The organism is Ferrimonas kyonanensis DSM 18153 (assembly GCF_000425405.1).
Lineage (GTDB): Bacteria > Pseudomonadota > Gammaproteobacteria > Enterobacterales > Shewanellaceae > Ferrimonas > Ferrimonas kyonanensis.
Genome location: NZ_AUDJ01000015.1, coordinates 61087 through 75061, shown reverse-complemented (window position 1 = coordinate 75061; position 13975 = coordinate 61087). Strand labels below are relative to the sequence as shown.

General features: G+C 56.4%; 14 protein-coding genes. 11 read left to right on the top strand and 3 right to left on the bottom strand.

Features of this window, described 5'->3' with window-relative positions:
• The first annotated feature begins 150 nt into the window (after positions 1–150).
• The 8 genes from H598_RS0107200 (at position 151) to H598_RS0107165 (ending at position 6371) form a co-directional block, all read left to right on the top strand.
• On the top strand, positions 151–1143 hold the full coding sequence (locus H598_RS0107200) for a porin (protein ID WP_051252543.1): 993 nt from the start codon (positions 151–153) through the stop codon (positions 1141–1143).
• 8 nt (positions 1144–1151) lie between these two features.
• On the top strand, positions 1152–1643 hold the full coding sequence (locus H598_RS23610; RefSeq protein ID WP_051252542.1) for a copper chaperone PCu(A)C: 492 nt from the start codon (positions 1152–1154) through the stop codon (positions 1641–1643).
• 3 nt (positions 1644–1646) lie between these two features.
• Positions 1647–3293: an Lcl domain-containing protein gene (locus tag H598_RS0107190; RefSeq protein ID WP_028112420.1), complete on the top strand. Its 1647-nt coding sequence runs from the start codon at positions 1647–1649 to the stop codon at positions 3291–3293.
• A 53-nt stretch (positions 3294–3346) separates the two neighbouring features.
• Entirely contained in the window at positions 3347–4441 is a 1095-nt protein-coding gene (locus H598_RS0107185; protein ID WP_028112419.1) for a YncE family protein, read from the top strand.
• 10 nt (positions 4442–4451) lie between these two features.
• Entirely contained in the window at positions 4452–5012 is a 561-nt protein-coding gene (locus H598_RS0107180; protein ID WP_051252541.1) for an SCO family protein, read from the top strand.
• Positions 5009–5356: a c-type cytochrome gene (locus H598_RS23605; protein WP_035415629.1), complete on the top strand. Its 348-nt coding sequence runs from the start codon at positions 5009–5011 to the stop codon at positions 5354–5356. Before H598_RS0107180 ends, H598_RS23605 begins: the two co-directional genes overlap by 4 nt.
• A gap of 124 nt (positions 5357–5480) precedes the next feature.
• Entirely contained in the window at positions 5481–5915 is a 435-nt protein-coding gene (locus H598_RS25480) for a hypothetical protein (protein ID WP_051252540.1), read from the top strand.
• A gap of 6 nt (positions 5916–5921) precedes the next feature.
• A complete protein-coding gene (locus tag H598_RS0107165; RefSeq protein ID WP_245595571.1) occupies positions 5922–6371 on the top strand; it encodes a bifunctional diaminohydroxyphosphoribosylaminopyrimidine deaminase/5-amino-6-(5-phosphoribosylamino)uracil reductase RibD in 450 nt (149 codons plus the stop codon).
• Between the two features lie 80 nt (positions 6372–6451).
• On the opposite strand, the gene H598_RS0107160 is transcribed toward H598_RS0107165, so the two are convergent.
• Both H598_RS0107160 and H598_RS0107155 read right to left on the bottom strand, forming a co-directional pair.
• Positions 6452–7576 (bottom strand): M14 family metallopeptidase, encoded by a 1125-nt coding sequence (locus H598_RS0107160; RefSeq protein WP_028112416.1) that lies wholly within the window; start codon positions 7574–7576, stop codon positions 6452–6454.
• Positions 7577–7697: 121 nt separating this feature from the next.
• The gene (locus H598_RS0107155; RefSeq protein WP_028112415.1) at positions 7698–9686 is read right to left on the bottom strand and encodes an SDR family oxidoreductase; all 1989 of its coding nucleotides are present in this window, start codon (positions 9684–9686) and stop codon (positions 7698–7700) included.
• Positions 9687–9821: 135 nt separating this feature from the next.
• Here H598_RS0107155 and H598_RS0107150 point away from each other — a divergent pair, with 135 nt between their 5' ends.
• Together H598_RS0107150 and H598_RS0107145 are read left to right on the top strand one after the other, a co-directional pair.
• Positions 9822–10673, top strand: a complete 852-nt coding sequence (locus tag H598_RS0107150) for a helix-turn-helix domain-containing protein (protein ID WP_084144366.1) — start codon at positions 9822–9824, stop codon at positions 10671–10673.
• 57 nt (positions 10674–10730) lie between these two features.
• Entirely contained in the window at positions 10731–11576 is an 846-nt protein-coding gene (locus tag H598_RS0107145; protein WP_028112413.1) for an endonuclease/exonuclease/phosphatase family protein, read from the top strand.
• 300 nt (positions 11577–11876) lie between these two features.
• On the opposite strand, the gene H598_RS0107140 is transcribed toward H598_RS0107145, so the two are convergent.
• Positions 11877–12779, bottom strand: coding sequence for an AraC family transcriptional regulator (locus H598_RS0107140; RefSeq protein ID WP_028112412.1), 903 nt, complete (start codon positions 12777–12779; stop codon positions 11877–11879).
• A gap of 213 nt (positions 12780–12992) precedes the next feature.
• Here H598_RS0107140 and H598_RS0107135 point away from each other — a divergent pair, with 213 nt between their 5' ends.
• On the top strand, positions 12993–13940 hold the full coding sequence (locus tag H598_RS0107135; protein WP_035415625.1) for an alpha/beta hydrolase: 948 nt from the start codon (positions 12993–12995) through the stop codon (positions 13938–13940).
• The last annotated feature ends 35 nt before the right edge of the window (positions 13941–13975 follow it).

The window sequence follows — 13975 nt, the reverse complement described above, 5'->3', positions numbered from 1 at the left end:
TCATTTCAAATCCTCGCCATGCGCCAGAACACAATTCCCGATGCAAATTCTGCATATCGGAAATAGCAATTCTGGCAGGTCAGCCTCCATTCAAACTCCTAGAATCGCCAACGAATAAACCACTAACTACAAGAAGTTGCAGGAATTTTGATGATGAAAAACACCTCCCTGATCAGCGCGGTCATTCTGGCTGCCCTCCCCCTGGCCTCGGCACTGGCCGCCGATGACTGGGCCCCAAAACTGTACGGCGATCTGCGTGCCCAGGCCCAGTTTCAAAGCGACAACGACTATGAAACTGAAATCTATCAGGCCAACCTTGGCTTGAAAGGGATCTACAAAAACAATGGCTTGATGGTGCGCTACAACACCCGGCTGCAATACTCAGACAACTTCGGCGACGCCTCGGCGTTTAATGACATCGAGCTTATCGATGCCAACCTGATTGTGGCCTACAAAAACCTTGGCGGTTTCTTCATCGGTGAAGGCACCACCGGCACCTGGGTCGACCTCTACTCCAAAGTCGACATTCATGAATCCAACTCCATGGAGCCGTCGAGCAACGGTCACCTGTTTGAACAGGCCAAATACGGTCACAACCAATTGGCTTACTTCACCCCAAAATTCAAAGGAGACTGGGGCACCCTGTGGTTCAAGGCCGCCATCATTACCCCGAACGACAGCAACGATGCCGATGCCGACGTCCTGGGTCTGCGGGCCTTGTACCACAGCGAGCATTTCAACCTGGTGATCAACCGCGCCGAGGTTGACGACAAAATGCTTCCCACCGACGACAACTACGTGCGTTGGGCCGTCGCGTCCGATGTCCGTTGGCACAACTTCACCCTGGCGGCGCTGGCCGAGCTCAACCAAGACTCACCCAAGAAAATTAAAGACACCTACGCCACCGCCCTGACCTACAGCCTGGACAACATCGATTTTGGCATCAGCTACCAACAGCGACGCTATGAATCCGAAGCCAACAAAGACGATCAAACCCTGACCATTGCCAGCGTCAAATACCACTTCGACCAGCACATCACCCTGTTCGCCGAAGGTGCCGTGTACAAGCACGATCCGGACACCATCAGCGGCAACAGCAACAACGACAACAACATCAACCTGGGCTTCATCTTCAAATACTGAGGGACACCATGAACAAACTGTTATTGACCTTAGGCCTGCTGCTGTCTGCACCAGCATTGGCCGACAGCATTCAAGTAGACAACTGCGTGATTCGCGAGAGCATCCCGGGCGCCTCGGCCACTGCCGCCTATTTCGACATCCGCTACAACCGTGACGATGCCAAGAAGTTCCGCTTGCCCGGCGCCGAGATGATGCAGCGAGTGGAAATTCCGGCCCTATCGAACCGGGTGGAGATTCATAACGTCAAGATGCAAGACGGTGCCATGAAGATGTTCCAGATCCCTCGAGTGATGGTGACCAAGCCGCTCACGCAACTGAAACCCGGCGCCCAGCACATCATGGTAATGGACCTGAAACAGACCATTAAAGCCGGTGAGCACTACCCGATGACCATCATGTTTGCCTACAACCCTAGCCTCACCTGCCAGGCCACCGTGAAAACCCTGGAGCAGATCCAGAGCCAGTTCGGTGCCAGCAATCACCCTCATAAGGGGCATTAAACGATGACCAATAAACTCCTTCACTCCCTGGCCATGATCACCTTGACTCTGGGGCTAACCCAGGGCGCCCAGGCCGAAATGGCCTACCCGGAATTCAAGGTGACCCGCAGTTACCAGGATCTGACGCCTCAGCAGATCGCCCGAGCAGAAAAACTGGGAGCCACTTGTTACATGGGCTGCCACCGGCCGGCGCGGGAGAACGTGGTAGAAACCCTGAGTCCGAAGCTGGAAGGGTTACCGGCACAATACTTCATCAGCCAGTGGATTGACTTTGATGCCGAGCGCTTTGGTGGCATCGCCTCACAGATGAAACTGACGGTGTACAAATGGCCGGTCGACATCATGGAAGAGGTAGCCCTGGTGTACGCCAACAAAGAGATGAGCTTTGATCCTAATCCCGAAGTGGTGGCCAGCGACGCCTACAAGCGCGGCAAAAAACTGTACGACAAGGCGTGCAAAATGTGCCACGGCGAGCAGGGCCTGAGCACCAAGAAAGCCAACCCGACCATCCGCGGCCAGATGCCAACCTACATGTTTGAAACCATGGGCGCCTACCGGGACGGCATTCGCAACAACCGCAAAGCCAGAATGATGCAGCGGATCGCCAAACTCTATACCGAAGATCAGTGGCGCGACATGATCGCTTACACTGCCGGCGAGTTCGTTAAACACATTGAGCGAATCGACTTCCCAACCGGCAAAGGCATGCCAACACCTCCCGGGTTCCGGCTGCCCGACACCGGTCAGGTACAGGACTTTACCGACACTCGCGGCGAAGACAGCGATCACCCTAAACACCCGCAGCAGTTCCAGATTAGTGACTCCGGTCTGACGGCGTTCGATACCAACACCAAACTGACCTGGGAGCGCAAAACCTCGCGACTGTGGATGAACGCCGCCGAAGCGGTGGCCCACTGCGACTCGCTGGAAATCGACGGCTACAGCGATTGGCGCCTGCCATTTATGAAAGAGCTGGTGTCCATTGCCGACTATGGGGAGTTCCGCCCGGCCATTAATACCGACGTGTTCTTAAACATGCCGCGGATGAATTCCGGAATCTGGGCACTGCCGATCTCCGATCACAAGGATCACGTCTGGCACGTCGGCTTTCCCGATGCCCACATCATGGGCCAGCACACCGCTTCAACCAAGCTGGTTCGCTGCGTACGGGCCGATAACAATGGCGGCTTCCATGCCAACGACTTTGTCGACAACGGCGACAACACCGTGACCGACCAAGTCACCCAACTGCAGTGGCAGCAAGTGATCAGCGATCAACGCCGCAACTGGGAGGCCTCCATCGATTACTGCCAGAATCTCAACCTGGCGGGCAAGCAGGATTGGCGCCTGCCCAACATCAAGGAGTTGGTGTCCATCGTTAACTACAACGAGGTCAACCCCTCCATCGAGCAGACGTTTTTCCCCAACACGCCATACAAATACTATTTCTGGTCCAGCACCAGCGACATTGGCGGACCGATGAAATTCTTCCGGCCGCTGACCGCCCGCAAGCCTCAGCAACACCCAGAGGAGCAGGTGATTCGCAATGAGCATGGCGTCATGGCCTGGGGCATCGGCTTTCAGATCGGCGATGGCCAGGGCCAGGATAAGCAATCCGACTTCTGGACCCGCTGCGTACGTGACCTGTAATTTCCCTCACCACCTCCGGCCTTCGGGCCGGAGGTTTTATGTAAGGTTTGCCAATGAACGCTCGATTTATTTTCGCCGTACTGGCACTGCTGAGCCCGCTGACCCTGGCTCAACCCCAAACCTATGACGATGCCGCCCGCTGGGCCTTTGTGTCCGATCGGGACAGCCCCACCGTCGCCATTGTCGATACTTTCAATGACACTCTGGTCGAGCATCGCCAACTCAAAGCCATTCCCATTGATATGGCCGTCAGCGATGTCCAAAGCTTGTTAGTGTACATCGCCAAAGACGATCCCAAGTTGTATGTCTGGGATCTCAGCGATAACCGCACCTGGACCCTGCCACTGTCATTTTCGCCACAGTCGCTGAAATTTCATGGCGACGGCGCCATGCTGGCGGTGGCTGGACAGAGTCAGGTTGAGATCATGGAGCCTCTGACCCGGAAAGTGATCAAGCAGATCGACCAACTCAGTGGGCCACTGTCATTGAACTTTTCCTCCGATGGCTACCGCCTGCTGATCACCTCTGAGCCCAATGGCCATACCACGGTGTGGCGTGTCCACCGTGATACCCTTTCCACCCTGCAGATGGGCAGTGGCTCGGCGGTATCGGAAATTACCCTGTCACCGGACTCCCGCCTGGGGCTGGTATCAGAGCCAGCCCACAATCGCGTCCATATCTGGGATTTCACTCAGAATAAAGACTGGCGCTGGCTGACCTTTAACAGCCCGGTCCAACGGCCCTACGTGACCTCCAATTCTGAGCATCTGTTGTTTGTTTCCGACCGCGGAGAGATTGCCATTCTCAACGCTTACTCCGGCCAATGGGTCAATCGGTTTCAAACCGAGGCGGGCATCAGGCAGATTCGAACCGGCTGGCTGGAGCGCATCGGTGTGGTCGATGCCCCTTCGGGTTTCTATGTATTCAACCTGACGGGCGATCCTAACCCACGCCATTTCGATGCCAAGGGCGCCGCCATCGATCTGGTGGTGGTCTCGGACAGTAAGTCGATGTTCTCCACCACCGAAGGATCTCAGGCCATCTCAGTGCTGGATCTGCGTAAGGTCAAAGCCCGCTCCCCCATCGTCACTCAACTGAAACAGCCCAATCACATCGCCATGGGGCTCACCAACACCATCTGCCACTAAGGAGGCGCTCGTGCGTATTCTGATTTCACTGCTGCTGGTACTCAGCCTGCCCGGCTGGGCCAGCGACACCCTGCAATTTGCCATGCACAACGCCGACGGCAAGGCGGTCACTCAAGACAACTACCGTGGCCAGTACCTGCTGATGGCCGTAGGCTATACCACCTGCCCCGATGTCTGCCCCACCACACTGATGGTGATGACTGGCGTAATGCATAAACTGGGCGCCGATGCCGACAAGCTCACCCCGGTATTCGTCTCCATTGATCCCAATCGAGACACCCCGGAAAAACTGAAAAAGTACGTGGGCTACTTCCACCCTGGTATTGAAGCCCTCATCGGCACCGCCGATCAGACCCAGGCCATCGCCGACAACCTGGGAGCCACCTACGGCTATCAGTTGGACGGACTGCCGCTCTCCCCGCCCTTCCCTGCTCGCTACGAGGTCTACCACTCCGCCTATTTCTACCTCTATGACGGCAACGGCGCACTGCTGGACGTGTTTGGTTACGGCTCCAGCGCCTCCCACATGGCCGCCAGCATAGCCCAGTACCTGAATCAGGAGGCCTTATGATTCGCACTCTGTTCAACCTCGTCTTGGTAGGCCTCATGCTGCTGTTTCAGGCCGCAGCTCAAGCCGAATCGGCCCCCCCCATGACCGGCGAACAACTGTACAACGACTACGGTCGCGGCGGCTGCGTTAGCTGCCACGGTGCCGATGGCAACCAGCCCAAGATGCCACTGATCCCGAAAATTGGCGGTCAGTCATCGCCCTACCTCGCTTCACAGCTGCGGGATTACCATCACAAGCGCCGGGTAAATGGCCTCTACATCCCGATGGAGAACGTCATGGACACCTACACCGACGACGAGATTCAGCGCATCGCCGACTTCCTGTCGACCCGAGGGACGTTTTAGCCGTCAGGGGCACCCTTATTTGACGGCGTGGTCATCCACGCCCTCAGGGTTCCCCGGTTCTGGCACTGTTTTACAACCGCAGTGCCTGCCTCTCCTTGCAGCCCACCCGGGCAGGCGCGCTATAATGCCCGTCAAATCAATCGATCATATCTTGCCGATGCGTCTCTTTGCTCCATTGGCGGCACTGTCGCTGCTGTCACTCTCCGTCAGCCAGATGTTGCCGACCAGCGCCTACGCCACCGAACCACTGTACCTCTATCAGGACGTCATTGGCGGCCCCTACGTGGATGACTGGTTTATATCCGGCCACCGGGCAACGGACGCCGGCCTGATTTTGCAACGGCAAGGCAAGTCCGGTCAGTGGCAGGCGCCGGTGGCCGTCGACTGCGCCGCCCGCACCCTGACCGTTACCGGCCCGGGCCTGCGGTTTGAGCACAGTAAGCTGTCGAAGCAACAAGCCCAGGCCGACATTCCCACCGCGGTGGTCAGTGCCAGCATTCAGGCACTGTGTTCACCTCAACAATCGTCTGCGGCTCAGAGGCCGCCCATCAATTCATGAGTCTCCATGTCTGAATCAATGAAAACACCCACCGAGATCCACCCGATGCTGCGCGCCCTGGCGCTGTCAAAACAAGCCCTGCCCCAGTGCCAGCCCAACCCACCGGTCGGCTGCGTACTGGTAAAGGACGACCAGATCGTCTCCGAAGGATTTACTCAGGCCATCGGTGGCAATCATGCCGAAGTGGAAGCGCTGAATCGCTATGCCGGCTCAATGGAAGGGGTGACCGCCTACGTCACACTGGAACCCTGCTCCTTTGTGGGGCGAACGCCGGCCTGTGCCCGCACTTTGGTGCAAACCGGCATTAAGAACGTGGTGGTGGCGATGCTGGATCCGGATCCGAGAAACAGCGGCAAAGGCATCGCCATTCTGGAACAGGCCGGGGTCAGCGTAGAGGTGGGCGTCCATCAGCAGGCAGTCAGCGAGTTTCTGACACCCTACCTGGGTAAGTCCTAACCCGTCAGAAACAGGGGGGAACCCCTCAAACCAAAAAAGCGCGCCGGTCGGCGCGCTTTTTATCGTTGTAGTGCCGGCACTCAGACCTGATCGATCACCGCATGGATGGCGGCGAGAGTGTCGCGTCCAAACACGCCACTGCGCTCCGGCGACCAGCCATACAGCTCATCGGGCTGGAAGTTATGGTCTTTGAACGGCATCTCTACGGTGTAGGACAGGCAGCGGAACTGCTCCGCAACCCAGTTGGAGCACACCGTCAGGTTGGCCTCACCGGGCTTATCTTTGTCGTAACCGTATTCATCCTGAAACTCGGGCGTGATGGTGGTCAGCGCCTGCTTAAACGCCTGCTCCAGCTCCTGGCGACACTCATCGTAGGAGGGGGTGCCTTCACTGCCGGCAACAAAGTTGTAGGGGATCGCTTCATCCCCGTGCACATCCAGGAACAGATCGATGCCGGTTTCCAGCATCTTTTCACGCACCAGGAACACTTCCGGGCTTTTCTCCATCGATGGCGTCTGCCATTCCCGGTTCAAGTTCACCCCAATGGCGTTGGTGCGCAAATGACCACGAATAGAGCCATCCGGGTTCATGTTCGGCACCACATAAAACACGCTGTTGCCCAACAAGGCGCGGCCAACGGTGTCGGTGTCATCCAGCAACCGCGCCAACAGGCCTTCGATGAACCACTCGGCCATGGTCTCGCCCGGGTGCTGTCGACCGATGACCCAGACAATGTTCTTGCCCGGCTCAGGTTCGCCGATGGTCAGCAGACTGATGTCGTTGCCGTCCAGAGTCTGGCCCAGAGTATCGAGCCGGCACAGGGGGTGGGTCTGGGCGTGGTGCAGCAGATCCTGATGGCGGCCGTAGCTGTAGGGAGCAAAGTAGGCGAAATAGATGGAGCCATGCTCCGGAGTCACCTCAAAGCTGAGGGTGTCACCGTCGAAGTCGGCGGGAATGCGGAACCACTCCTCCCGATCGTAGGACGCCACCACGCTGTAACCGTCCCAGCCTTCCGGGTAGGCCGACTTGGCCAGATTCAGCAGTTTCAGGGAGTGAGGCTCACCGGCGGTAGTCTCCAAACGGAAATGGAACCACTGATAAAACTCCGACTGATTGTCATTGGGGATGGTCAGCTGAATGTCATCGGCGGATTCGGCTTTGACGACATTGATGCTGCCGCTTTCAAAATTACTGAATATTCTCATTGGACTGTCCGTGTTTGAGCGGTTGCCCGCAAGACTACCACAACAACCACCGCAACATGAGCGCATCAACCATAAAAAACGGCCCGAACAATCGGGCCGTTGTCATCAGGGTGTTTCAGGCTTACAGATAGTTACCCGACATCAGCGCCGCCAGCGCCACCTGCTCCGGCGTCGGCTTGACCTCCTCTTCCGGCAGCCCCTGGGCGGCCGCAGTGTCCGGGAACATCTTGAAGGTGGTGCTCATCAACAGCTCGTACACCTTAGGTGCCAGCACACTGATGGCGCGCATGGCACTGCCGATGCCGGTGTTCACTTCGGCCGGCTGCTCCAGCAGCGCTTCTTCGATCATCGCCACCGCTTCGTCCGGACTCAGGGTCGGGGCAAAGTTGTACATCGGCGAGGCCTCGATCATCGGCGTACGCACCAGCGGCATATGCACGTTGGTGAAGTTGACGTTGTGCTCGCGGTATTCAGCTCCCGCCGACTGCGACCAGGCATCCAGCGCCGACTTGGAGGCCACGTAGGCCGAGAAGCGCGGCGCATAGCCACCGAGCACGGCAATGGTAGAGATATTCACCACGTGGGCACCACCGCGCTCAACCATGGACGGCAATGCCCGCATGGTCAGCCGTACCGGAGCAAAATAGTTCAGCTGCATGGTGCGCTCGAAATCGTGGAAACGATCGTAGGTCAGCTTCAACGACCGGCGGATGGAACGACCGGCGTTGTTCACCAAAATGTCGATGCCCTGATGCTCGGCCAGCACCTGGTCCACCAAGGCGTCACAGGCATCCAGGTCGTTGAGATCGCAGTTGTAGCTGTAGGCTTCGCCTCCTTCCGCCAGAATCTCGGCTTCCACCTCTTTCAGCAGCTCCATGCCTCGAGCCACCAGAATCACCTTGGCACCGGCCTGGGCCAGGCGAATCGCCAGTGAACGGCCGATGCCAGAGCTGGCGCCGGTAACCATGGCAATCTTGCCCTCAATGTTCTCCTCCAGGGTGCGGCTGCCCATGCGATTGGGATCCATGTTGCGCTCCCAGTAATCCCACAACACTCCGGCGTAGTCTTTCAGTGGCGGCACCGAGATGCCGGTGCCCGCCAGCGCCCGCTGCGTATTGGAGTCGTCATACTTGGTTTTCAGTTCCAGCAGTTTCAGGGCTTCGCGGGGAATATTCAGGCTGGACAGGGTCTGGTCTATCAAGTGGCGGACGGTAGGCAGATTCAAAATCGCCATCCGTACCGGCGCCGGAATGAAGTCCAACACCCCGGGGCTGATTCCCGCGGAAAGGCGTGAACCGTGAGCGGCACGGGAGAACACGTCCAACGCCTCGATCATCTTCACGCCAGGGTTGTCCACCAGGTGGTAGCACTGGCCCTGGGTATCCGGCACCGTCAGGATATGATCGATGGAGTCGGCCACGTAATCCACCGGCACCATGTTGAACTCTCCGCCTTTGATCCCCAGCGCAGGAATCCAGCTGGGCAGCACATTGCGCAGCTTCTGCAGAGTCTTAAACAGATAATAGGGGCCGTCGATCTTATCGATTTCACCGGTCTTGGAGTGGCCCACCACCATGGAGGGGCGGAAGATTCGGTAGGGCAGCGCTTCCTGCTTACGCACCAGCGCTTCGGAGTCGTGTTTGGTGCGCAGGTAGGGGTTAATGTCCAGCCCCTCACCCTGCTCAAACATCTGCTCATTGAACACGCCAGGGTAGAAACCCGCCACCGCAATGGAGCTAAGGTGGTTGAAGCAATCGGCCTTGATAAACTCCGCCAGCGCCAGCGCCTGACGGGTGCCTTCGACGTTGATGTCGCCGTTGGCCTGAGCATTGGCGGTAATGTCGTACACCGCCGCCGAGTGAATGAATTCCTTCACCTGATTCAACAACCGATCTTTATCGGCGTCGGACACCCCCAACATCGGCTGAGTCAGGTCGCCGCTGATCAGAGTAAAGCGTTCGAAATCCAGATGCAGCTTTTCACAGTGTGCCTTGAGCTTATCTTCGGAGCCTTCCCGAACCAGTACAAAAATCTCGCCTTCTCGCTTCGACAGATTGGCCAGAATGTACTTGCCGATAAACCCGGTACCGCCAGTAACAAAGTAACTCATAACGCCCCTTTCTCCATCCATAGACAAATGACTTTCTTAATGATGGTAGGAAGTTAGTGGTCAATCTATTACCTGCGAGGTAATATTGACCACTGGCGACATGATGGAATTCACATCTCTGCATAAAAGGAATTGATGATGCAGGCTGCAGGGTTACGAATGCCCAAGGGCGCCTTCGGGCGTCTACTGAAATTCTGGCGAAAAACCCGGGGACTGAGCCAGGAAGCGTTAGCGCTGGAGGTGGGTTCCTCCCTGCGTCACGTCAGCTTTCTGGAGACAGGGAAATCCCTCCCCAGCCAGGAACTGGTCGAAAAGCTGGCACAACTGTTAGAGTTGAACGTTCGCGAAACCAACAACTTTCTGGCCTCGGCCGGCTTTGCCGCCACCAGTTTCTCCCTAAGGCCCGACTCGGAAGAACACCGCTGGCTGCACCAGTCTCTGGTAGCCACGCTCAAGGGACTCGAGCCCTACCCCACCATGATCATCGATCAATACGGCAACGCCAAGATGATCAACCGCGCCTGGCTGGAGCTGATCTGCTGCTTTGCACCGCAGACCGCCCAAAGCGATAGCTTTAACCTGGTCGACCTGATCTTTACCGACAAGGGATTTAAGCCCTACCTCATCGGCTGGGAAGACACCATCTGCGCCCTGATTCTGACGCTGCAACAGGATGTATTGATGTATCAGGACAGCTGTGCCAGCAAACTGTTACAAAGAGTGCTGGCGGAAGGTTCGGTGCCCAAAGACTGGCGACAGCGGGGATCCAAGCAGATGAATGTGACCGGATTTGTCACGACCACCGAACTGCCAGGGCAGCCAAGAGAACAACAAATGCACGTATTTCATACAGTTGGCGCAACCAGTTTCGTCTCTGAGCCAAAACTGATGATCTACACCATCTACCCCAAAGACCCTAAGTCCGACCCGTTGTGGCACCAAAGAGTGGCCAACTGCACCAAGAAACACCCACTGCTGCCCTATTGACCCCGTCGTCATCAGCGGCCAAGATGTGCGTTATTGTGCAAAAAAAGGGGGCGTGTGTTGGATCAGGTTCGTGTTCATTGGTTGTGGATTCCGCTGCTGGTTGTCAGTCTTACCGGCTGCCCCAGTGCGCCTCCCGAAAGGCTGCAGGCCTGGGTCGTCCCAGCCCCCACCGCCGCCACCGCCACCGAACCACCACTGCCGAGTCGCTTTAACCTGGTGAGCTGGAACGTGCACAAGCAGTTGGGTACGCCCGGCTGGCAGCAAGAGTTCAGCGATCTTCAGCAGCAGTATTCGCCTCACCTGATGGCCCTGCAGGAGGTCAATGTCGATCCGGCGCAGGCCCCGTCCATGTTGCCTTATCACTATGCCTTTGGGGCTAACCTGGTTCAGTTTGATGGCCATCAGTCTGGCGTCATGAGCCTGGCCGCCAGTCCGATTCAGTCTACTTATCTGCAACTGTCGGCCCCGACCGAGCCGGTCACCAACACCCCCAAGGCCTCGTTAATATCGGAAGTGACCATGGCCGACGGCCAGTCACTGTTGATGATCAACATTCACGGCATCAACTTCGTCACCAACTCCGATTACCGGCGACAGCTGGACACCCTGGAGGGCGCCATCGATGCTCATCGAGGCCCGGTAATCTTCGCCGGTGATTTCAATACCTGGTCCGATGGCCGCAAGGCTCTGCTGGACGCCCTGGCCCAACGACAAGGGCTGGCTTCGGTGCAGTTCGCCGACAGCAGCGGCATTAAGCAGTTTTTTGGCCATGAACTCGACCACATCCTCTACAGCTGTCAATTGACACCAGTGGCTGACAGTGCCGACGTACTCAGCCAGTACACCAGCTCAGATCACACCCCGCTGTACGTGCAGTTTGATTACAGTCCAACCTGCAGTTGAACTCTGTTTATCTATAGATAACTGGCTTCATATAGAGATCCTATTCTGATCGCAATGAGACTCTCGGCAGATCACTCTTACCTATTGGATGCCTAAAAATTAGTGGCAATCAGACTTTTTAACCCTTACAAATTTGATTGCAACTCAATATCACAGCGAATAGCCTGGAGATGTCTAATCAACCGCGGGCAGTCCATTCTAACGATTTTGGTGTCCACTAAAGCGGCTCAAGTTCAAAATAAACTCTGATTGCTTGTTATCAATAGGCCTTCAAAGGGGAGCTTATTATGAATTAGGGCTCTAGATAGACTGGGTATCCCCTAGTTGTTGGACACTGATTTGAATCCATTCCCGAGGCGACGCGCCATATTGACGCTTAAACTCTCGACTGAACTGCGAAGAGCTGCTGTACCCGCTCAACGTTGCCGCTTCGCTAATGGTCACCCCAGAGGCAACACGCATGGCCGCATCATTGAGCCTAAGGCTTTTGACAAACTGCAATGGAGAAAGAGTGGTTGCCCCTTTAAACTTACGATGAAATACGGCTCGGCTCATGCCGGCCTGACTGGCCATATCATCAATGGTGATGGTGTTGCTCAAATGCTCACGCACATAACGAATCGACTTGGCAATCTGATTACCCACTCCATAGGCTTGACGCACCATCTGCCCTGCTCCTCCAGTGAGCACCAAATAGAACAGCTCTCGCAGCCGTCCCCGCCCCAATAGTCCTGTCGCAGATCTGTCCCCGACTAGCTGCAAAAGACGATAGGCTGCCTCATCGAATCGAGCATCCTTTTTCACCACCGCTAACCCGGGCACGAATTCGCTGGCCATTGCAACCTGAGTCGGCAGGTTCGCCGCTTCGAACTCTATGGCTAACTCGGTCAGCACCCCACAGTCCAGAGAGATCAGAACCCCCAGCACCGGTTCCTGTTCGCTGGCAAAGGGGATCTCTGCCTCTATGGGCATCGCCATAGTGCAGCAGAAATAGTTACTCTGATCATAGGAGTGCGCCTCGCTTCCCAGGTAGGCCACCTTGCTGCCACTGACCAGCAAACATATGCCAGGAGAATAAACCGCCGGCGAGCGAGTAAAGGTGTTGGAGATCCTGAACAGCTGTACCCCGTCAATGCCGGTTTCGGTCAGGCCTTCAGAGGGCGTCAGCGTCTCTATCAACGCTTTTATCTTACTGTTTTCCATATTCACGAGGTTAGATCCCGATAACGTACAAATCAACGTTCTGAGACAAATAGGCAAAAATTGAAGAGAAATCCACCTAGAGACGCCCCACCGCCAAGACATATAGTCATATTACGCCAACAAAAACGCTGCTGGTATCAACCTCCGGACTCCACAACGGGTCTCGCACATCTGGCCAGCAGCAGCGCCACTACCATGAATGAGGAATAACAAATGTCACTGAAACTGAATTCAGAGCTGCTGACACCAGGCACCAACAAGGTGAGTTTTCCCAGCGAAGGCCATCAGCTCGCTGGCCTGCTATTTCTGCCCGAAGGGTTCGATGCCAGCCAAAAATACCCCACCATAGTCATGACCATGGCCTTCAATCAGGTCAAAGAACAGACCGGCTCAGTGTACGGGAAGAGGTTGGCAGCCCTGGGTTACGCGGCCATGGTGTTTGACCACAGAGGGTTTGGCGACAGCGAAGGTAAGCTGCGCTCTTACGAATACACCCCGGCAAAACTCGAAGGCCTGTCCGATGCCATCAGCTTCCTGCGCATGCACGATTTTGTCGACAGAGCACGCTTCTTCGGACTGGGCGTGTGCGCCGGGGCCAGCCATATTGTCACCACTGCATTGACTGACAAACGCCTGAAGGCCATAGCCACCGTCAGTGGCATGCTGAACAACGCCGCAAGTCTGTTCGGGGTGATGGACAGAGAGACCGCTGTTGCCGCACTGACTGCCGCCAACGACGCCCATCAGAAATACTATGAAACCGGCATCCAGGAGAACGTGGATATATTGGGTATGAGCGAGCCTCCCGCTGAAGACGCTCCCAGCACCATGCACGAAGGTTACGACTACTACATGACCGCCCGTGCCGGAAGGGAAACCAACCCCAACTACACCCACATGGCGCCGCTCTTCGTCAATGAAGATTACCCACGCTACAACGCCACAGCCATGGCGCCCTTCCTCTACACCCCCTTCCTAGGCATCGTCGGTAAAGATGCAGATACCGCCCCGCTCACTCAGGGCTTTGTCGAAGCGGCCAGCGAACCCAAAGAACTGTATGAGATCGAAGGCGCCAGTCACGTCAGCCTTTACGACATCGACAAGGATGTGGACAGAGCCGTTACCAAAATAAATGAGTTTTTTCAAAAGCACGGCAGTTAACTCTTATTGGCACTTCGCTGCAGGACAGGCATTCT